The 20,762-nt window shown below is 70.6% G+C and carries 17 protein-coding genes; 5 read left to right on the forward strand and 12 right to left on the reverse strand.

From position 1 onward, the window contains the following. Positions 1-98: 98 nt before the first annotated feature. Positions 99-452: a hypothetical protein gene (locus tag BLT59_RS14045; protein WP_091780983.1), complete on the reverse strand. Its 354-nt coding sequence runs from the start codon at positions 450-452 to the stop codon at positions 99-101. Positions 453-522: 70 nt separating this feature from the next. Next, the gene (locus BLT59_RS14050) at positions 523-1,308 is read right to left on the reverse strand and encodes a YfdX family protein (RefSeq protein WP_091780988.1); all 786 of its coding nucleotides are present in this window, start codon (positions 1,306-1,308) and stop codon (positions 523-525) included. Positions 1,309-1,846: 538 nt separating this feature from the next. On the opposite strand from BLT59_RS14050, the gene BLT59_RS14055 reads away from it, so the two are divergent. After that, positions 1,847-2,188, forward strand: a complete 342-nt coding sequence (locus tag BLT59_RS14055; RefSeq protein ID WP_091781354.1) for an Hpt domain-containing protein — start codon at positions 1,847-1,849, stop codon at positions 2,186-2,188. A gap of 316 nt (positions 2,189-2,504) precedes the next feature. Here BLT59_RS14055 and BLT59_RS14060 read toward each other — a convergent pair whose 3' ends face one another. From BLT59_RS14060 to BLT59_RS14090, 7 genes are all read right to left on the reverse strand, one after another. Next, positions 2,505-3,731: a sensor histidine kinase gene (locus tag BLT59_RS14060; protein ID WP_091780993.1), complete on the reverse strand. Its 1,227-nt coding sequence runs from the start codon at positions 3,729-3,731 to the stop codon at positions 2,505-2,507. A gap of 248 nt (positions 3,732-3,979) precedes the next feature. Next, the gene (locus BLT59_RS14065; protein WP_091780997.1) at positions 3,980-5,611 is read right to left on the reverse strand and encodes an ABC1 kinase family protein; all 1,632 of its coding nucleotides are present in this window, start codon (positions 5,609-5,611) and stop codon (positions 3,980-3,982) included. Between the two features lie 206 nt (positions 5,612-5,817). After that, positions 5,818-6,519 (reverse strand): molybdate ABC transporter substrate-binding protein, encoded by a 702-nt coding sequence (locus BLT59_RS14070; RefSeq protein WP_091781000.1) that lies wholly within the window; start codon positions 6,517-6,519, stop codon positions 5,818-5,820. Positions 6,520-6,791: 272 nt separating this feature from the next. Then, positions 6,792-7,625: an NAD-dependent epimerase/dehydratase family protein gene (locus tag BLT59_RS14075; protein WP_091781003.1), complete on the reverse strand. Its 834-nt coding sequence runs from the start codon at positions 7,623-7,625 to the stop codon at positions 6,792-6,794. A gap of 16 nt (positions 7,626-7,641) precedes the next feature. After that, positions 7,642-8,937, reverse strand: coding sequence for an MFS transporter (locus tag BLT59_RS14080; RefSeq protein ID WP_091781006.1), 1,296 nt, complete (start codon positions 8,935-8,937; stop codon positions 7,642-7,644). 156 nt (positions 8,938-9,093) lie between these two features. Then, on the reverse strand, positions 9,094-10,158 hold the full coding sequence (locus tag BLT59_RS14085; RefSeq protein WP_091781009.1) for a lactonase family protein: 1,065 nt from the start codon (positions 10,156-10,158) through the stop codon (positions 9,094-9,096). Positions 10,159-10,532: 374 nt separating this feature from the next. Beyond that, a complete protein-coding gene (locus BLT59_RS14090) occupies positions 10,533-11,840 on the reverse strand; it encodes an alpha-hydroxy acid oxidase (protein ID WP_091781012.1) in 1,308 nt (435 codons plus the stop codon). Positions 11,841-12,105: 265 nt separating this feature from the next. Here BLT59_RS14090 and BLT59_RS14095 point away from each other — a divergent pair, with 265 nt between their 5' ends. The 3 genes from BLT59_RS14095 to BLT59_RS14105 all read left to right on the forward strand — a co-directional run bounded on the left by BLT59_RS14095 (position 12,106) and on the right by BLT59_RS14105 (position 14,670). Further along, positions 12,106-13,095: a LacI family DNA-binding transcriptional regulator gene (locus tag BLT59_RS14095; protein ID WP_244513982.1), complete on the forward strand. Its 990-nt coding sequence runs from the start codon at positions 12,106-12,108 to the stop codon at positions 13,093-13,095. Positions 13,096-13,197: 102 nt separating this feature from the next. Further along, on the forward strand, positions 13,198-13,869 hold the full coding sequence (locus tag BLT59_RS14100; RefSeq protein ID WP_091781015.1) for an aspartate/glutamate racemase family protein: 672 nt from the start codon (positions 13,198-13,200) through the stop codon (positions 13,867-13,869). Between the two features lie 3 nt (positions 13,870-13,872). Beyond that, positions 13,873-14,670 (forward strand): hydroxypyruvate isomerase family protein, encoded by a 798-nt coding sequence (locus tag BLT59_RS14105; RefSeq protein WP_091781018.1) that lies wholly within the window; start codon positions 13,873-13,875, stop codon positions 14,668-14,670. An 8-nt stretch (positions 14,671-14,678) separates the two neighbouring features. Here the strand turns inward: BLT59_RS14105 and BLT59_RS14110 are convergent, their stop codons facing one another. From BLT59_RS14110 to BLT59_RS14120, 3 genes are all read right to left on the reverse strand, one after another. Then, positions 14,679-16,703, reverse strand: coding sequence for a TonB-dependent siderophore receptor (locus tag BLT59_RS14110; protein WP_244513983.1), 2,025 nt, complete (start codon positions 16,701-16,703; stop codon positions 14,679-14,681). A gap of 451 nt (positions 16,704-17,154) precedes the next feature. Continuing rightward, positions 17,155-18,192, reverse strand: coding sequence for an NAD(P)-dependent oxidoreductase (locus tag BLT59_RS14115; protein WP_091781021.1), 1,038 nt, complete (start codon positions 18,190-18,192; stop codon positions 17,155-17,157). Between the two features lie 5 nt (positions 18,193-18,197). Continuing rightward, on the reverse strand, positions 18,198-19,403 hold the full coding sequence (locus BLT59_RS14120; RefSeq protein WP_091781024.1) for an amino acid aminotransferase: 1,206 nt from the start codon (positions 19,401-19,403) through the stop codon (positions 18,198-18,200). 212 nt (positions 19,404-19,615) lie between these two features. On the opposite strand from BLT59_RS14120, the gene BLT59_RS14125 reads away from it, so the two are divergent. Next, complete coding sequence (locus BLT59_RS14125) at positions 19,616-20,752, forward strand: branched-chain amino acid ABC transporter substrate-binding protein (RefSeq protein ID WP_091781027.1); 1,137 nt, start codon at positions 19,616-19,618, stop codon at positions 20,750-20,752. Positions 20,753-20,762 lie beyond the last annotated feature (10 nt).

A 20,762-nucleotide genomic window follows, 5' to 3' on the forward strand; every position in this document is an offset into this window, starting at 1 on the left:
TTCCTAAGCCATGCCCCGTCCCTGTGACCACTCAACCGGCGGCGATCGAGCCTCGGCTCCGGATCCCGCGCGGAGGCCGGCATCTCAGGGCCAGCATCTCAGGGCCGGCCCGATGGCTGGACCGGCAGCGCGCCGCTTCCAAGCTGCACGCAGGTCAGCATCGCCACGTAGGAGGGGGCGCCGCCGATCTGGCTCTCCGTCCGGCAGGTCCGGCGCTCCGCCACGTCGAAGGTCGCCCACCGCTTGATCAAGGTACGCCGCGCGGCGGCTTCGTCGGACAGGCAACCCCGGTAGCTCGCTCGGTCGACGGGGTCGGATCCGGCGCGATGCTCCGGCGCGCAGATCGCCCGGATCTTGAAATCCGGGATTCCCGCTGTCCGCGCGGAGGCGACGGCGGATCCGCAGAGGATCAGTTCAAGTCCCAGGATGATCGAGATCCAGAAGCGTCCCATGCGGCTTTCTCCCGTCCAAGTCGGCCGCGCCTGAGATCGGTCAGGCGCGGCCTTGAGCGTCAGAGGCCCTTCATTGGCCGACCTTGGCCCCCGCGGTCGTGCCGGTGGCCTGCGGCCCCGTCGCGTCGGCCGGGGCACCCTTGGCCGTCTGCGGCACGGCAACCGCATCGATCACCTCGAAGCGCATGTTGTCCTGGGCCGACTTCAGGGCCGCGTTGGCTTCGTAATACTTGCCCTGTCCGATCAGAGTCGCGGCCTGATCGACATCCGCGATGGTCTTGTTCAGCGGCAGGACCGCCATGGTGAAGTTGACGTCGACATGGGCGAGCTTGAGCTTCTCCAAGGCGCCTTTCTGGTCGCCCTGGGCGAGGTTCTTGTTGGCCTCGGTCACCGCGGAGGCCTTGATGGGTGTGGCCACGAAATCGTCGCCCAAGGTCAGCTGCGCATCGACCGGGACCCAGGCGACCTGCTCCTTGGAGACCGGCTTGGCGTCGGCCTTGTCGGTCTGCGCGGTCGCCTTGCGGGCGGCCATATCGGCGGGCGACTTGAGTTCGGCCTCGGCCTTGGTGAACACCGCGTCGTCGGTCCTGGCCTTCGCGAAGGCCGCCTGAGCCTTGGCGATCATGTCCTTGGCCTGGGCGGGATTGGCCTCGAAGATCGCCAGGCGGGTGAGCTGAAGATCCCGGAAACCCTGCGCACCATCCTTCGAGAGCTTGCCGACATCCTTGCCGATCGCGGTCTGGCGCGCATTGATCTGCGTGCCGTCATGCTGGGCCGCCTGTTCGGCCGCGAAGGCAGTTCCACCGAGGATTGTGGTCAGCACGAGGGCCGCAGCAATGGATGTGCGGTAGGACATCTTACTATCTCCTTCCGGTGCGGAGATAAGGCCTTCATCTGCATTGGCCTTATTCAGTCCGTGTTCAGATAATAGACGGACGATGATTTGGTCTCATGTCCCAAGGATTAAAAAACGGCAATGCGGTGACGCGGGGTGCCGGAACCCCGGGTGGCGAAGGCACGATGCGACGGAACGCAGTCGCCCGACGGGGAGAGGACAGCGAGATGCATGTGCCCGACGCGCAGCGCGTCGGTTCCGAACGACAGAGGCGCATCGTCGCGAGGATGCGTGCCGGCTGCATCGGACGGGATAGGGTTCAGGGGCGGCAGAGCCGGGCAGAGCGGGGGAAGGCGGGATGCGGCCAGTCGCACGCACGCGGGCGCCGGCCCACCCATGCGCCGCAGGCAATCCTGCACACAGCGCGAAACGGTCACGCTTCGTTGAAAGGCTGCTGTAGGCCGGTGTAAACGCTTCTGTGCAAACTTGGACGTTGGGCGGCGCCTCGGTTGCGTTCCTCGCTCGGATCGCGTCGCGGATCCGCAATTGGAGACCGGCGGTGTCGCACTCCCTGGTGAACCGGGACGCGCTCGACGAACTCACGGCCGTGATCGGCACGGAAAAGCTCGTCCGCATCCTGGACCGGTTCGTCGTCAGTCTCACCACCGCCTTCGAGGGGGTGGATCGCGCCAACGACGATTACGGCCGCGAAGCGCATACGCTGGTCTCGATGTCGGGCATGCTCGGCTGTGCCGAGCTGTCCCAGGCCTGCCGCGGCCTCGAGGAATCCGCCAAGACGGGCGTCGACCTGACGGGAACGCTGGTCGACCTCAGAACCCTGCGCGACCGGACGATCGCTGCTCTGCGGGCGCTTCAGGCGGAGACCCGCCGCAGCGTGTAGCGCCGCTCTCGCGCGGCGCCGGATCTGCCGCCGAACGGGGCGCGTCCCGTCTCTGCGGCGGGCTGCAGGCTTGGCGGGCGGGCAATCCAGCTCCGTGCAGATCTTCATCGTCTGATCCGCGCCGTCATCCCCGGGCGTGGCGGGCGGGCGTGGGATCGGGCACCGCTGCCGGCGCAGAGGCCGGACGCGTCGGCCCGTCGGGATGCCGGGCACCGCTGCGCGGCGCTGAAGTGAGACGGCGACGATGCGCCCACCATAAAGCTCTGAGCGAGACGTCGTGCCCGCATGGACGCGGCGCCGGACACGCGTGCGCGGATCAGGCCGCCATCACCGTGTCGAGGGGCGCCTCGAAGGTCAGCACCGCGCCCTCGCGGGGATAGCTCATGTGGGCGGTCCCGCCGAAGGTGTGGGCGAGGCTGCGGGCGATCAGCCGGGTGCCGAAGCCCGTCCGGGTCGGCGGCGTGACCGGCGGTCCGCCGCTCTCCTCCCAGCGGAACCGGAGGGTCTGTCCGTTCTCCGCCTCGGCCACGTTCCAGGTGACGCAGACCCAACCCGCAGCCACCGACAGGGCGCCGTACTTGGCCGCGTTGGTGCCGAGCTCGTGCAGCATCAGCGCCAGGGTCATGCCATGCCGCGGGCCCAGCGTCAGGTCGGGTCCGGCAATGCGGAAGCGGCCCGCGACGCCGTCGCCGTGGAGGGACACGGCCCCTTCGACCAGGCCCGTCAGGGACGCCCGGGCGAAGGAACCCTGCAGGAGCACGTCGTGGGCCTTGGCCAGGGCCAGCAGCCGCGCGGCCAGGGCCTCGCCGGCCGCCTCCAGGGACGGCGCGTTGCGCATGGTCTGCGCCGCGACGGCCTGGACCATGGCCATCGTGTTCTTCATCCGGTGGGCGAGTTCCTGCATCAGCAGCGTCTGGCGCGCCTCGGTCAGCTTCAGCTCGGTGATGTCGCGCGACACGGCCAGGATGCGCGCGGGCCGGTCCGGTGCCGCGCCGATCGGCGTGACCGCCACATCCCACCACCGGATCGTCCCGCCGATCTCCGACTGTGCCTGGAACCGGCTCGGTCGTCCGCTCCGCGCCCCGTCGAGGGCCGCGGCCACGGCCGCCCGGTCCTCGGCGCGGGTCCAGGCGTCGATCCAGGGGCGCCCGATCGCCTCCGCCTCGTCCTCGGCGGCCGACAGGGCCGGCCCGTCGGCGCTGGCGGTGATCAGGCACCCCTCGCCGTCCAGCAATTCGAGGTAATCGTTGGGGATCTGCGGCGGATTGAACGGGCCGACACGGCCGGGCATGCGCGGGCGCGCCTCCGGGCCCGGCCCGGCCTGCTTGCGGGACGCCTCGACCCGCTCGGTCGCCAGGCGTCCGGCCTCCACGCGGCTCGCGGCTTCGATGATGTGGCCGAGCCGCCGGCTCCGCTGCCGTTCCCGGTCGGCCTGCGCGGTCGCCTGCGTGAGCAGGCCGCGCAGGCGGATATTCTCCGCCTCGAGCATCGCGACCCGGCGCTCTGCGCCGTCGATCCGCGGCCGTACGATGTCCGCTTCCATCGCCCGCCCCCACCTCGTCGTCCCCGCGGCGCGCCGCCGGAGGTCCCGCGATCGCCCGGTGCGGCGATGGGCGTCGGAGGCAGGGACGCACAGGCGGCTCAGACCGCTTCTGGTGCCGGTTCCCCGCCCGCAGCCGAGCGAATCGTTGACTGTGTCACGCTAGCATGACAGCCGGGATATTCAAACGAGGCCGGTATTGGGCTGCCGATCAAAACTTATGTTGTTCGCCCGTGCGGGTGCGAAGACAGCTACTTGTTTCGCATCAGCAGCACGAGCCAGCCGATCCCCAGGATGAAGATAATCAATCCGATCGAGACGAAGACCGGCGTGCCGAGGTCGATCAGGCGGGGCGCGAGCTGGGTGGCGAAGGCCGCCACCACCAGGGCGACGGCCACCCGCGCGGCCGCGCGCTCGATGCCGCGGGTGACCTTGTCGAGGCCCTTCACCTCGATCTCGACGGTGACGCGGCCCTGCTTCAGCCGCACCAGCATCAGGTGGATCAGGGTCGGCAATTCCGAGGCGGCGCCGTAGAGGCCGACGCCCAGGGCCTCGGCCTTCTGCTTGAGGGCGGAGAGCGAGAACTGCGTCTGCATGCTCGCCCGGACCGTGGGACCTGCGGCGGCGAACAGGTCGAAGTTCGGGTCGAGGTGGCGCATCACGCCGTCGGCGGTCACCAGCCCCTTGAACAGGATGGCGAGGTCGGTCGGCATGGCGAGGTCGTTCTCGCGGGCCATGTTCATGAAGTCGGTGAGCACCAGCCCGAGATTCAGCGGGATCGACGAGTGGCTCTCCACGAAGGACTGGGCCGAGACCTGGAGACGGGTCAGGTCCGGGTTGCTGGTGCCGGTCCAGTCGAGGAGCACGGCCATGAGGCCGTCGGCATCCTGCTTGAGCATGGCGCCGATCAGCACCAGGAGCTGCGAGCGCCGCCGCTGCGACAGCCGCCCGATGATGCCGAAATCGATGAAGCCGATCTTGTTGCCGGGCAGGGCCAGCATGTTGCCGGGATGCGGGTCGGCGTGGAACACGCCCTCGATCAGCGCCATCTGCAGGAACGCGTCGGTGCCCTTCTGGGCGAGCAGCTTCTTGTCGATGCCCGCCGCGCGCAGGGCCGCCTCGTCGTTGGGCGGGATGCCGTGGATGAAGTCCTGCACCAGCACGCGCTCGGAGCAGTATTCCCAGTGAATCTTCGGGAAGACGATGTCGTCGCGGTCCTCGAAGATCTGGGCCAGCAGCTCGCAGTTGCGCGCCTCGTTGAGCAGGTCGAGCTCGCCGTTGAGCCCGTCGGCGAGGTGGCGCATCTGCTCCCGCGGCTGGTAGCGGGCCATGTCGGGCCACTCGTTCTCGACGATGCGGGCGCCGTGCGCCATCAGGCGCAGATCCGCCTCGATGATCTTGCGCAGGTTCGGCCGCAGCACCTTGACGATCACGTCCTCGCCCGAGTGCAGCCGCGCGCGGTAGACCTGGGCGATCGACGCCGAGGCGATCGGGTTGGTGTCGAACTCGGCGAACACCTCCATGGGCGAGGCGCCGAGATCGAGTTCGAGCTGCGGGCCGATCTGCTCCCACGTCACCGGCACGACCTGGCTGTGGAGCTTCTGCAGCTCCTCGGTCCAGGCCGGCGACAGCAGGTCCGGCCGGCTGGCCAGGACCTGCCCGAACTTGATGAAGGTCGGCCCGAGCGCCTCGATCGCCCGGCGCAGACGCTCGGGCTCGGACAGGCGGGTGACGTCGACCCGCGGCTGACGGCGCGGCAGCAGCGGCAGGTAGCGCAGGCCGAGGCGGTCCACGACGCGGGTGACGCCGAAGCCGATCAGGATCGTCGCGATCTCCGACAGCCTTTGGCGGTCGCGGGCGGCAACGAAGGCTGTCTTCAGCATGAGTGGGGCGATCCGGTCGGACGGGATTGGGTGTCCGGACAGCACGAGCATAAGGACTTTTTTGCGGTCGCGAAGCCCAGGAGGTCCGCGAGCGGGACGACAATGCGGTCGCGGGCGCCGCCGGACGTTCGGCGTCGCGCCGCCCGCGGTGGCTTCGCGACGCGCGCAAAGGCGATGCGGATCCGGCGTCTCCGCCGGATTTGATTTCAGAATGCCGGCTCCAGCCCGCTCGCGCGGTACGCCGCAGCGGCCTCCGGCGTCGTCAGCCGGGCCAGGAACCGGGCGGCGCCGTCCCGGTCCGTCGCGCCGCGCAGGATCGCGGCCGCGAAGGTCGTCACCTCCTGCACCGGCTCCGGGAAGGGCCCGACCACCTCGATTCCGGGCACCACCATCAGCTCGCTGATCTGCTGGACGGCGATGTCCGCCTCGCCGGAGACGAGCTTTTCCGCGGTGAATCCCTGCGGGATGATGGTCGCCCGGGCGTTGACCGCCTCGGCGAGGCCGAGCCGCGGCAGCAGCCCGGCGAAGTAGATGCCGCTGGCGCCCGCACGGGAATAGGCCACGGAGCGCGCCTCCGTGAGCGTGCGCTTCAGAGCCTCGACGGTGGCGATGTCCGGATGCGGCGCCCCGGCCTTCACGGCGATGCCGTAGCGGGAGCGCACCGCGTCGACCCGGGTCCCCGGCTCGACGCGGCCCTCGGCGATCAGCCGGTCCATGGCGTCGGACAGGACCAGCACCGCGTCGGCGGTCTCCCCCTCGGCGAGAGCCTTCATGATGACGGTCGTCGGCGCCCAGTGGATTGCCGCCCGGCCACCCGCGGCCTCGAAGGCCGGGATCACGTGCGCATCGAAGGCGCCGCGCACCACCAGGGCGCATTTCAGCCGCGTCGGGTTTTGCTCGTCTGCCATGATGTGTCCCGTCTCGGTGTCCGACGCGCCTTCAGGCCACGCGCCGATGTGTTGGGTGGTTCGACTCGGCCTCGAACCCCGACCGCAGGATCCGCGCCGTCGTTCCCGGGGCGACGCGGGCGAGGCCGGAAACCGGAAGTCCCGCGGTTGCCTGGGCCGGCTTATCGGCGCCCCTCGATCCTGGGCACCGCTGCGCGGCTCGGGGATGACGGGCGAGGCGACTCGGGCCGATCCGGTCCTGGCGGGTGAGGCTGCCAGGTGAGGCTGCCAGATCAGGCTGCGCCGGTATCCCGCCGCGAATAATCGATCGCCGTGAAGCCGCCGCCCTGATAGCGCTCGACCACCGGGTTGCCGCTGGTCTTCCCCTCCAGGGCCGCGGCGTAGGAATCCGCGCTGTCCTGCGGCGCCCAGCCGATCACGGCGCGCCCGTCGTGCCGCCACCACGTCATGCGGCTGTTGTTCGAGGCGGCCCAGATCACCACCGACCCGGCCGGGCCGAGGTTCGGCGCCAGGGTGGCGCGGGTGATCAGCCGGCTCAGGTCGGCGAAGGACAACCAGGTCGCCAGCATCCGCGCATCGGTCGGTTCCGGGAAGCACGAGCCGATCCGCAGGAACACGCTCTCGACCCCGTGCTTGTCGCGGTAGAGCCCGCCCATCAATTCGCCGTAGGCCTTGGACAGGCCGTAATAGCCGTCCGGCGCGAGGCTGCACGTGTCGTCCAGGATCTCGGACCGCGTGTGGAACCCGACGGCGTGGTTCGAGGAGGCGAAGATCATCCGCGCCCTCTCGCGGCGGGCCGCCTCGTAGGCGTGGTAGAGGCCGCGGATATTGGGGCCGATCACGGTCTCGAACGGGTGCTCCACCGAAATCCCGCCGAAATGGAGGATCGTGCCGCAGCCCTCCGCCAGCCGCAGGATCGCCGGCCCGTCCTCCAGGTCCGCGAGCTGGAAGCGCGCGCCCTCCGGCAACGGGTCGGGGAAGGGGACGCGGTCGGTGAGCCGGAGGGTCCAGCCCTGTTCGCCGAGCGCGCGGGTGAGCACGCGCCCGAGCGCTCCCGACGCTCCGGTGAGGAGGACGGGCTTCTGCGGAACGGTCTCGGCGCTCATGGGTGCTGCTCCTGAGTCAGATGGCCTTGGCCGCAGTGAGGGGGCTGGCTTCCGCCGGATTGCGCGGCCGCCGCACGAAGATCGCCATGGCGACGACGCCGGCAGCCGCGATCAGGGCGGCGATCACGAAGGCGCTGGCGTAGCCGCCGAGATACTGCACCGCCAGGCCCGTGGCGGTCGGTCCGATGATCCCTGAGATGTTGCTCAGGAGGTGGATGAAGCCGCTGACCCCGCCGACCCGCGCCTCGGGCACGAGCTCGTGGATCGTCGCCCAGCAGGATTGCACGGAACTCGTCAGCATCAGCACGGCGAGCGCGATGAGCGAGACCGCCATGGCGGTGCTGGTCGCGGCGTTGACCGCGATCAGGGCGACGCCCGCGATGGCCAGCGGCACGATCGTGGTGATCTTCCGGGCCGCGAGCTTGTCGTCCATGCGCTTGTAGACGAGATCGGCCACGATGCCCCCGCCGACATAGCCGACGAAGCCGCAGGCCCAGGGGATCGAGGCGACCAGAGCCATCTCCTTCACCGGCATGTGCAGGGCGTCGGTGAGGTAGCTCGGGAGCCACGAGAGGAAGATGTAGAGGGTGTAGTTCACCGCGAACATGCCGAGGCCGAGCGACAGGGTGCTCGGCAGGAACAGGTATTCCTTCAGCGAGCGCGCGTGGTCGGAGGGCGCGAGGTGGGTGACGGCCCGGCTGCGCTCGACGAGGGCGATCTCCGCCGGGTCGACCCGGGGATTGTCCTGCGGCCGGTCGGTCATCAGGAGGCGCCACGCCACCACCCAGAGCAGCCCGACGGCGCCGATGGCGACGAAGGCCACGCGCCAGCCGTACTGGATCGCCAGCAGCCCGACCACGGGGGCCGCGATGGCGCTGCCGACCGTCTGGCCCGAGAAGGTGAAGCCGATGGTCCGGGCGGTCTCCTCGCGGGGGAACCACGTGGTGATGGTGCGGTTCGTGGTCGAGTTCATCGGCCCCTCGGCGAAGCCGAACAGGGCGCGGACGATGAACATCTGGGCGAAGCCGGTCACCGCGCCCGTGAGCATGCACAGGATCGACCATGAGGCGGCGGCCCAGCTGTAGACGCTGCGCGGCCCGTAGCGATCGGCGAGCTGACCGCCCACGAAGGCGAACAATGCGTAGCCGAAGAAGAACGTGCTGAAGATCACCCCAAGCTCGGAGGGCGACAGATTCAGGTCCTGCTTGACGAACGGCGCCGCGACGCCGAGGGCGGCACGGTCCATGTAGTTGATGATCCCGGCGATGAACAGCAGGGACGCGATGACGAACCTGTAGCGCTTGGCGACCATGGCGTTTCCTCCAGGTGGTTTACGGTTTTTCTGATTTCTTGTTTGTTTTTATGGGTCGAAACCCGTCCCGCTTCCCTCTCTCCTCTCTCCGGCGGGTGAGGGTGCGTCGGAGAGCGGGGCCGCCGCGCATTGCCCGGTCACACGGCGACGTGCCTCCTACAGGAACGCGATGGTGCAGGGGCTGAGGCTGGGGCGTAGGCCCGTTTGGGTGAGGTCTCCGCTCGCGGCATCGATGGCGAATTCGACGAGGCTGTCGCCCTGCTCGTTGGCGACGAGGAGGTGCTTCCCGCCCGGCGCGAGCGTCATGAAGCGCGGGTCGCGGCCACCGGCCGGCGTCCAGCCGGCGGGATCGAGCCGCCCGGCTTCCGCCGCGACGCGGAATCGCGCGATTCCGTCCTGACCGCGGTTCGACGCGTAGACGAACCGGCCGTCCGGCGTGACCACGATGGCCGCGGCCGTGCTCGCGCCGAAGAAGTCGGGCGGCAGCGTCGGGGCGAGGTGCAGGGGCGTCAGCGTGCCGGTTTCCGCGTCCCAGCGGCAGGAGGCGACGCTCGAGTCGAGCTCGTTGACCAGGAAGGCGAGGGGCCGATTCGGGTGAAACGCGATATGGCGCGGTCCGGCGCCCGGGCGCATCGCGGTCTCGGAGGCGATGGCGAGCCGCTCACCCTCGAGCCGCAGGACGAAGACCCGATCCAGGCCCTTGTCGGGCACGATCGCGTGGCGACCGTCCGGCGCCAGAACCACGTGGTGCGGGTGGGCGCAGGCCTGCTCGGTCCGGTGCGGGCCGGGCTCGCCCGGAAGCGGCAGGACATGCCGCGCGGCCTCCAGCCCGCCATCGCCGCGCACCGGCAGCAGGGCGACCGAGCCGCTGGCGTAATTGGCGACGATCAGGGCGCGGCCGCTCGGATCGAGGGCCAGATGCACGCTGTTGGTGCCGCCGGTGGCCGCCGCGCCGAGGGCGCGCAGGCTGCCGTCCGCCGCCGCCGCGAAGGCGCTCGCGGCCTCGCCGTCACCCTGGACCGTGTAGAGGATGGCGTGCCCGGGATCGGTGACCAGGAAGGACGGGTTCGTCAGCCCCTCGACCCGGCCGAGATGCGTCCAGTCGGCGAGGCTGCTACCGGTCCGGTAGATGTCGATGCCCCGGCCGCGGGCCCGGCGGCGCTCCGTCGTGAAGCAGCCCACGAAGGCGAGGCCCAGAGGGGCTGGCACGGCCTCGGTCATGCGGCGTGTCCGGTTGGAGGAGCAGGGTGCTGTGAGGCGCGCGCCGTCCTGGCGAGTGGCGCGCTGCCCCTGGTCGCTTCGCTGCGCTCGCAAGGACGGGAGCGCGGCCCTGGCAGCCCGCCGGAGCGACTGCGCCGACATGCCCGCTTCCCGAGGATGACAGCCTTTCCGTCATCCCACGGCTCCGCAGCGGAGCCCGGGACACAGGCACGCGGAAGCGCCGGGGCAGGGCGCCGACGGCGGGGGCGGGGTGTCCGGCATGCCCCTTCGGGCTCGCGCCCGCCTGCGGCGCCCCTGAACGGCGGATGGCCCGAATGGTCCGCCGCGGTGACGGTCGCTGGGGAGACGATCATGTGCAATCCTCCCCCCTCGGCTCAAGTCCGCCGCGGGATGCGGCGGAGGAAATCGGGGTTCAGCTCCGAAAGGCGGTTCACGCCGATCAGCGCCATGTCGCGGTTGAGCTCCTCCTTGAGGATCCGCATGGCGAGTTCGACCCCCGCCACCCCGCCCAGCGCGGCGGCGAACATGAAGGGCCGGCCGAGCAGGACGAAGTCGGCGCCGAGCGCGAGCGCCTTCATCACGTCGGTGCCCCGGCGGATGCCGCTATCGACGATGATCTTCAGCCCGCCCTTGCGGGCGGCGATCTCCGGCAGCACGTCCAGCGGCGCGATGGCGTAATCGAGCTGGCGCCCGCCATGGGTCGACAGGATCACGCCGTCGGCGCCGCATGCGCGGGCGATCTCCACATCCTCCGGCGCCAGGAGCCCCTTCACCAGCAGGTTGCCGGACCAGCGTTTGCGGATCGCCTCCAGGTTCTTCCACGAGAGCTGGTCGCGGGCGATGGTGTTGCGCACCGCGCCCTGCGACATCATCGGCGGCCCGCGCTCGGCCTCGGTGTTCTCGAAATGCGGCGCCCCGTGCTTGAGGAAGGTCCGGGCGACGGTGCCCAGCAGCCAGCGCGGGTGGGTCGCGCTCTGCCACGCGACTTTGGGCGTGACCTTGATCGGCATGGAAAAGCCGCTGCGGGTATTGTGCTCCCGGTTGCCCAGCGTCGGCGTGTCGGCGGTGACCACGAGGGTCCGGTAGCCGGTGGCCGCGACCCGGTCGAGCAGGCGATCGATCCGGTTCTGATCGCCCGGCAGGTAGCCCTGGAACCAGGCCTGCGGGTTCTGGGCGTGGACATCCTCCAGCCTGATCAGCGACGAGGCGCTCAGGCACATCGGCAGGTTCATCCGCCGCGCCGCCTCGGCCAGGACGAGGTCGCCCCGGTAGGCGATGAAGGCGGCCCCGCCGAGCGGACCGATCCCGAAGGGCGCCGCGTAGGTCTGGCCGAACAGCGTCGTGGCGGTGTCGCGCGCCGAGGTGTCCCGCATCAGCCGCGGCAGCAGGGCGTAATCGGCATAGGCGCCGCGGCTCTGCGCCAGCGCCGAGCCGGTCTCGACCCCGCCCGCCACGTATTGAAAGATCATCGGCGGCAGGAGTTTGCGCGCGTGCCGCTCGAAGTCGTCGAGCGCCAGCAGGTCGCGGAACCGGTAGGGCGTGACCGCGTCGCTGCGCTTCAGGCTGGTCACGATGGCCTGCGGGGCGGCGATGCCCGCCGCCGTCGAATCGGCCCCGCCGACCGTCGGCGCCGTGCGCTCGGGCGCTCCCAACCCCGAGGCCGGCCGGTCGAGCGTCGCCATCGGATCCTCCTGTGGGCCGCCCGAGCGGGTCGCTTCTTGAAAGCGCTTTCAGATAGCCAGGGGACGGGAGGGGTGTCAATATACTGCCGGTTCGGCAGACCGGCTGCCGCGCGTCGCGCATCGCCGCACTGCGGATGTGCCGTGAATGTGGGATGATGCGCATCGCGATGAACGTCGATGCAGGGTGAGGGGGCGGCCGATTTCGACACTGGAACTGACCGGGGATTTGCCGGGAGAGATCCTCGACCCGCCCTCCCGAGGGCCGGTGGCGCGGGATGTCGCCCGCCGCGCCGGCGTCTCGACCGCCACCGTCTCGCGGGTGCTCAACGGCTTCGCCGGTGTCCGGGCCGACAAGCGCGAGGCCGTGATGCGGGCCGCGCAGGATCTCGGCTTCGTCGCCAACGGGGCGGCTCGCGCGCTCTCGACACGCCGCTTCATGGCGGTCGGCGCGGTCGTGCCCAACATTGAGAACGAGGCTTTCGTGCGCGTCCTGTCGAGCTTCCAGGACCGGCTGCGGCAGGCGGGCTACACCCTGGTCGCGGCCAATGCCGGCTACGACCTGGAGGATGAGCTTCGGGAGGCCACCTTCCTGCTTGAGCGCGGCGTCGACGGGCTGATGCTGGTCGGCGACATCCATCATCCGGACCTCCATGCCCGGATCGCCCGCGCCGGAATTCCGGTGGTCCAGACCTTCAGCCTGTCCCGCGAGCGCCCTTGCGTCGGCTTCGACAACGCCGCCTCGGCGGCCCGCGCGGCCAACTACCTGATGGACCTCGGCCATCGCCGGATCGGGGTGATCTCGGGACTGCGCAAGGACAACGACCGCGGCGGTGCCCGGGTGACGGGCATCGCGGCGGCGCTCGCGGCCCGCGGCCTGCGGCTCGCCCCGGAGCACGACATCGAGATCTCCTACGGGATCGGCGGCGGCCGCGACGGATTCCGCCAGATGCTGGCCGGCGGGCCGCCGCCGACCGCGATCATCTGCGGCACCGACCAGATCGCCTTCGGGGCGATGATCGAGGCCCGCGCCCGGGGGCTGTCCATCCCGGGAGACCTGTCGGTCATCGGCCACAACGATTCGGACTTCGCGCCCTTCCTGGACCCGCCGCTGACGACGATCCGCATCCACTCCGTCGAGATCGGCCACGCCGCCGGCGACCACCTCATCGCCCGGATCCAGGGCCGGCCGATGGTCCGCCTCACCGAGATCGACGCCGAGCTGATCCTGCGCGCCAGCACGGCGCCGCCGCGCTAGGCCTCGGTCACAGCCTGCGCTATCTTGCTCCTTATCTGAAATCGCTTACAAGTTGATGGCCTGTGTCGGTCCGTGGCCGGCGCGCCCAACCCGAGACCGAGCATGGCTCCCCGCATAGTCCTTTTGCACGCGACGCCGGTCGCCATGGCGCCGATCCAGGCGGCCTTCGCCGAGTGCTGGCCGGAAGCCGAGACCGTCAACCTGCTCGATGACGGCCTGTCTCTCGACCGTGCGAAGGAGCCGGGCGAGATTTCAGAGGGGATGATCGATCGCTTCGTGCGATTCGGGCGCTACGCCCACGACATGGGCGCCGACGGAATCCTGATCACCTGCTCGGCTTTCGGGCCGGCCATCGACCGGCTCATCGAGACCGTGCCGATCCCGGTACTCAAGCCCAACGAGGCGATGTTCCGCGCTGCGATCGCGCAGGGTGCGCGCATCGGCATGCTGGCGACCTTCGGACCCTCAATCGGCACCATGACCGACGAATTCGAGGAGTTCGTGGGTCAATCCGGACGCCCGGCAACGCTGCAGACGATCCTGGTGGACAACGCGATGGCGCGCCTGCGCTCCGGCGATGCCGAGACCCACAACCGGCTGATCGCCGAGCGGGCGTCGGAGTTGCTCCACTGCGACGCGATCATGCTCGCGCATTTTTCCACTTCGCGCGCGGCCGAGGCCGTGCGGAAGGCCGTCGGCATCCCGGTGCTGACCGCACCCCACGCGGCGGTGGAGCGGATGCGGGCGATGATCGAGACTGGCAGGAGCGCCTGAACCATGAAACTCGGTGTCTTCGAGGACCGCCTCAGCGGCCATTGCGGCTTCCTGTTCACGGAATTGCCGCTGGCCGAGCGCTTCGCGGCGGCGGCCCGGGCGGGATTTCGCGCCGTCGAGCATCCGAACCTGTTCGCGACGCCGGCCAATGAGGTCGCGGGCTGGCTCGAACGTGCGGGCGTGCCCCTGGTCCAGACCGGCTTCCCGGCGGGGGACGCCGCCAAGGGTGAGAAAGGCTTCGCGGCGCTGCCCGACCGGGTCGCGTACTACCGCTCCACGATCGAGCCGACCCTGGACTACGTCGCGCAGCTCGGCTGCCGGATGGTCCACCCGATGGCCGGCGGCCGGCCCGCCGGAGTCGAGCGGGCGCGGCTCTGGGACACCTACCTCGACAATCTCGCCTTCACGGCCGACGCCGCCAAGGTGCGCGGCATGACGGTGATCGTCGAGCCGATCGGCCCCGGCTCGATTGCCGACTACGTGATCGACGACCCGCTGGTGGCGGTCGATGCGATCCGGGCGATCGGCCGCGACAACGTCAAGCTGCTGTTCGACGCCTATCACAGCGTCTGCCTTGGCCACGATCCGGCGGCGCTGATCCGGGCGCATGCCCCGCTCATCGCCCATGTCCAGATCGCCGACGATCCCGGGCGGCACGAACCCGGGACCGGCACGATCGCCTTCGACCCGATTTTCGCCGCCCTGGAGGAGGTCGGCTACGCGGGCTTCGTCGGCTGCGAGTACCATCCCGCCTCCGGCACCGAGGCGGGGCTCGGCTGGATGCGGGCGGCAGCGGCGTAGGGCCGGGCCTAGAAGCGGGCGGCGACGCCGCCGATGATCGTGCGGGGCTGTCCCGGCGTCGCGTAGCGGTTCTGGAACGCGCGGTCGTAGAACGTCGCGTCGAACACGTTGTCGACGTTCAGGTAGATCCGCACGCCGGGCGCGATCTGGTAGTACGAGATCAGGTTGACCAGCGTGTATTGCGGCAGATTGAACGTCGCGAGCGCCGTCCCCGCGGCGCGCCGGCCGACGAAGTCGAGGCCGCCGCCGAGCCCGAGCCCCTTCAGCTCGCCGCTCTGGAACTCGTAGACGGTCTGGAACGCGAGGCTATTAGCGGGCACGTTGGCGATGCGCGTTCCGACCGGCAGGGTGTTGTCGCGGGCAACGGCCGCGTCGACCCGCGTGTAGGTCCCGATCACCCGCCAGCCCGGGGCCAGGTAGCCGGCGGCGGTCAGGTCGAAGCCGCGGCTGCGGACCGTGCCCGTGGCCACGCTGAAATTCGGGTCGACCGGATCGGTGCTGAGGACGTTGGAGCGCCGGATCTCGAACAGGGCAGCGGTGGCGTCGAGGCGGCCGTCGAGGAGGCTAACCTTCGCGCCCGCCTCGTAGCCCTCGCCTTCCTCGAACGCGAAGGGCCGGCCGCTGCGATCCGTACCGGTATTCGGCCGGAAGGAGCGGGCGTAGTTGCCGTAGAGCGCGACCGTGTCGGTCAGGTCGTAGAGCAGGCCGAAGCGCGGCGTCGCCACCAGACCCTGCAGGCTGGTGGTGCTCTTCGTGAGGTTGTTCGTCGAGACCAGCCCGAGATCCTCGACCCGCACACCCAGGAGCGCGTGGAGGCGGGGCGTGAGGTCGATCTGGTCCTGCACGTAGCCGGCGTAGCTCTCGGTCTTCTGCAGGAAGTTCGTGACCCGCGCGGTGATCGGCGGCAGCGGCTGGCCGTAGCGGGGCGCCAGCAGGTCAAGGAGGAACGGGTTCGTCGTGACGTTCGAGCGGTTGAACACCTCGCGGTAGCGGTAGCTGTCGTATTCCAGCCCGAGCAGGAGCGTGTGGCGGAACGGGCCGGTCTCGAACTTGCCCGCGAGATTCGCCTGTAGGTCGAGGTCGGACCACGTCAGGTCCCGCCATTCCAGGGTCCGCCGCTGGGTCCGGCCATCCGGAAGCAGGCCGATGGCGCCGACCCCGTAGCCCGACAGGTTCCCGCCGAGCACCTGCGCGCCGGCGTTCAGTACCCAGTCCTGGTCGAACCGGTGCTCAACGCGCAGCTGGCCGAGGGCGTTGTCGACATGGGCCGGCGGCAGGCCCGGCTCGCCGATGAAGCGGCTGCGCGGCAGGGCGCGCACGTTGCCCCCCAACGGCACGATGCCCCGGTCGAAGGTCTGCGCCGTGCTGATGAAGTCACCCTCCAGGGTGATGGTCGTATCCGTCGTCGGCTTCCAGGCGATGACCGGGGCGAGGGCATAGCGGTCGCTGGTTACAAAGTCCCGGAAGCTGCCGTTGTCCTCGACGGCGCCGGTGACGCGCGCCAGCACCTGCCCGCTCTCGTCGAGGGCGCCCGTGGCGTCGAAGGTGCTCCGCTTGGCGCCGAAGCTGCCGTACTGCGTGCCGATCGTGAGGGAGCGCGCCGCGAGGGGCTGCTTGGTCACGATGTTGAAGGTGCCGCCGGGGTCGCCGCGCCCGTACAGGAAGGCCGACGGGCCCTTGAGCACCTCGATGCGCTCGATAGAGACGATGTCTGGGCTGTTCGGATAGCCGCGATTGATCGGGAATCCGTTGCGGTAATACTCGCCGGTGGCCACGCCGCGGATCGTGAACTCGGTCAGGCCGAGGCCGCCGAAATTGTTGCCGCGGCCGACGCCCGCAAGGTCGAGGGCGGTGTCGATCCGCGTGGCCGCCGCGTCCTCCAGCACCTCCTGCGGCACCGCCACGATCGTCTGGGGCACCTCGCGCACGGGCGTGTCGGTCCGCGTGGCGCTCACTGCCCGCGTCGCCCGGTAGCCGTCGACGCGCGACGTCCCGACGCCGGTCCCCGCCACCGAGAGTTCCTCGAGTTGCACCTCCTGGGCACTGTCAGCGGCAAGTTGTGCCCAGCCTGGAGATGGTAACAATACCGGAGCGAGGAAGAGGGAGAGTCCGACTGCGCGCTTGGAAATGCCGCGCGCTGCCGGCGTGCAAGATTTTGCACAGTTACGCCATACCACGATGTCGACCAATCTGTTTCGCGTGGCGCCAGATACGGTGCGGAAACATTCACGGTCAAGCTTGCTGGCGGAGAGTCTCTCAAGGCTAGATTTTGAATAAGTACAATCTGTGCAGGATCGACGATGCGCTTGCGCCGGCGGCGCACCGGGGCGCCTTCATCGCCGGTTCGGCCAGAGAGGGCCGCTGCGGCGGCCGGGCTCTGGACACGCCGAACCGCAGGGCACCTGCAACGCCGACGCCTCTGGCCCCGTCCGAAAGATCAAGACAGGTTCGCACGCCGCCGAGACAGCGCGCCCCAGCTCCCAGTCAGGCGCCGCCGAGCAGCCGCGCCCGACGCTCCAGCACGGTGGGCCAGACCTCCGGGTTGACGAGCCGCGGCGGCGTCTCGCCCCGGAGCAGGCCGACGATCTGCTCGGCCCCCCAGGCGGCCACGTTGCGCCGCGCCTCGTGGGTGACGCCGGCGGTGTGGTAGGTCGCCACCACGGTGTCGAGCCGCAGCAGGGCCGCGTCGAGGGGCGGCGGCTCCGGCGCCCAGACGTCGAGGCCCGCCCCCGCGAGATGGCCGGCGGTCAGCGCGGCGGCGAGCGCTGCCTCGTCGTGGACCCCGCCCCGGGCGGTGGTGATGAACAGGGCCCCCGGCTTCATCGCCGCGAAGGACACGGCGTCGAAGCTGCCCCGGGTGGTGTCGTCGAGGGGGCAGTGCAGGGAGACGATGTCGGACTCGGCGAGCAGCCGCGCCCGGTCCACCGGCTCCGCGCCGCGGGCCCGGATCTCCGCGTCCGGGAGCAGGGGATCGTGCGCGAGAACCCGCATGTCGAAGCCGCGGGCCAGCTTGGCGACCTCCCGGCCGGTATGGCCGATCCCGATCAGGCCCAGGGTCGCGCCGCCGATCTCGTGGCCCATGAGCGATTCGCGGGTGAAGCCGCGCGCGGTCCGGAGCAGGCGGTCCGAGACGCAGATCTTGCGCGAGACCGCGAGCATCAGGCCGATCGCCAGCTCCGCCACCGACCGCGCATTGCCACCCACTTGGTTCACCACCGCGACGCCGGCCCGGGTGCAGGCGGCGGCGTCCACCGTGTCGAAGCCCGCCCCGGCCGACGAGACCGCCAGGAGGTTCGGGCAGTCGGCGAGCAGCGCGTCGGTCACGTGCCAGCGGCGCGGCAGCTCGTCCCGCGCCGGCGAGACGTGGAGGACGTGGGCGTGCGCCAGCAGCGCGGCGAGCGCGTCCTCCGGTCCCTTCAGGTCGCCGACCTGCAGGTCGATGTCGGGCTCGGCCCCCAGGCGCGCGTCGAAGACCGGATTGATCCAGACGTTGAAACGGCAGACGCGCTTGAGGGCCGCCACCCGGTTCAGCCCTTAACCACCGCGTCGATCGCGTCGATGACGTAGTCGATGTTGTGGGTGTTGACCGCGGCGACGCAGATCCGACCGGTCTCCAGCGCGTAGACCTCGTGCTCCTCGCGCAGGCGGGTGGCCTCGGCCGGGCTGAGGCCCGTGTAGGAGAACATGCCTTTCTGCGCCTTGATGGCGTCGAAGCCGCGCTCCGGGTGGCGCTGCTGCAGGCTGTCGGCCATCCGCTCGCGCATGGCGCGGATCCGGTCCCGCATCTCGCCGAGCTCCCGCTCCCAGTCGGCGCGCAGCTCCGGGTCGGTGAGCACGATCTCGACGATCGCGGCGCCGTGGGTGTGCGGGTTCGAGTAGCTCGCCCGGACGAGGCGCTTGGCGAAGGCCTCGACCTTGGCCTTCGCGGCCGGATTCTCGGCCACGATGGTCAGGGCGCCGACGCGCTCGCCGTAGAGCGAGAACGACTTCGAGAACGAGGAGGCGACCAGGAATTCCTGGCCGGACTCGGCGAACAGGCGCACCGGCTCGGCGTCGGCGTCGAGGCCATTGCCAAAGCCCTGGTAGGCGATGTCGAGGAACGGGATCAGGCCGCGCTCGGCCATCAGGGGCACGAGATCGCGCCACTCGTCGAGGCTGAGATCGGCGCCGGTCGGGTTGTGGCAGCAGGCGTGCAGCACCACGATCGAGCCCTTCGGCAGATCCTGAAGATAGGCCTTCATGGCCGGGTAGTCGGCGCCGCCGGTCTCGGCCGAGAAGTAGGGATAGTCGACCACGGTGAAGCCGGCCTGGCCGAACAGCGCCTTGTGGTTCTCCCAGCTCGGGTTGCTCACCGCCACGGTGGCGTTCGGGTAGAGCTTGGCCAGCAGGTCAGCGCCGGTCTTCAGGGCGCCGGTGCCGCCGATGCTCTGGAGCGTCGCGGCCCGGTTCTGGGACAGGATCGGCGCGCCCTTGCCGAACAGGAGCTCCTGGACAGCGTCGCGGAACGGCTTGGTGCCCTCGATCGGCCGGTAGGTCTTCGGCAGGCCCTTCTCGATCCAGCGCTTCTCGGCGGTCTGCACGGCGCGCAGGCGCGGCACCTTGCCGTCCGCATCCGTGTACACGCCGACGACGAGGTTGAGCTTCTTCGGGCTCGGGTCGGCGTTGAAGGCCTCGAACAGGCGCATGATCGGGTCGAGCGGCGCGTCCTGGATGCCGGCGAACAGCGAGGTCATGATCGTCAATCGTCCCAGAGGGTCTCGGCCCGCACGCGTGGAGAGGTGCCGGCACGCCCGGCGACGGGCCGGACCGACGCCCTTATTCCGCACATCGCGCCCGCCCGCCAGCGCTTCCGCGCGCATCAGCGTCCCGATCCGCTCAATGATCCGGCACCGATCCGGCCTCAGCGCCCTTCCGGTCGGGGCTCCGACGGCCCTAGAGTGACGCCATGATGCGTCGCCTCGTCCCGCTCCTCGCCGGCCTCCTCGCGGCCGCCCCGGCCGTCGCGCAGGCGCCGATCCGGATCGGGCTGTCGGCGCCGCTGACCGGGCCCGATTCCGCCTACGGACTGGGTCTGCGGCAGGGGGCCGAGCAGGCGGTGGCCGATCTCAACCGCGCCTCGGGCGGGCGCCCGCGCTGGGTCCTGGTCCCGGCCGACGACGGCGGCGAGGCCCGGCAGGCGGCCGCGCTCGCCAAGAAGTTCGCCGCCGACGGCGTGCGCCTCGTGGTCGGGCCGCTCGAATCCGGGGCGGCCGCGGCCGCGGCGCCCATCTACGAGGAAGCGGGGGCCGTCATGGTGGCGCCCGCGGCGGCCTACGGGCCTCTGACCGGGCGCGGCCTGTGGAACCTGTTCCGCCTCGGACCGAGCGATGCCCAGCAGGGCCGGGCGGCCGGGGCCTACCTGGCGAAGGCCTTCGCGGGGCGCCGGGTCGGGATCCTCAGCGACCGCTCGACCTTCGGCCGCGGCCTCGCCGACGTGGTGGCGGCGCGGCTGAAGGAGGCCGGCATGGCGGAGGTGCTGTTCGACGGCTTTCCCCGGGGCACCCGCGACCTTGCGGATCTCGTCGCGCGGCTGAAGGCGGCGCGCCTCGACGCAGTGTATTTCGGCGGCCTCGCGCCCGAGGCCGCGACCCTGCTCCACGCCATGCGCGAGGCCGGCCTGGGCACGACGCTGGTGGCGAGCGACGGCATCCTCGATCCGGCCTTCGCCGCCGCGGCGGGCGGGGACGCGGAGGGCACCGTCATGACCCTGGTTCCCGACCCGCCGCGCCTGCCCGAAGCCCGCGGCGCCCGCCCGGCACCGCGCTCCCCCGAGGCGGAGAGCGTCGCGGCCGGGGCCTACGCGGCCGTGGAGCTCCTCGCACAGGCGACCGAGCGCGCCCATGCCGCCGACCCGAAGACCGGCCGCATCGCCGACGGCCGCAAGGTGGCCGAGGCCCTGCGGGCGGGGCCGTCGCGCACGCTACTCGGATCGGTGGTCTTCGATGCGAGGGGTGACCGCGCCGGAGTGCCGATCGCCCTGCGGGTCTGGCGCCGGACGCCGGACGGGCGCCTCGACTATGCCGGCAACGACGCGGAGCCGTGAAAGCCGGCGA

The organism is Methylobacterium sp. UNC378MF, assembly GCF_900103195.1.
Lineage (GTDB): Bacteria > Pseudomonadota > Alphaproteobacteria > Rhizobiales > Beijerinckiaceae > Methylobacterium.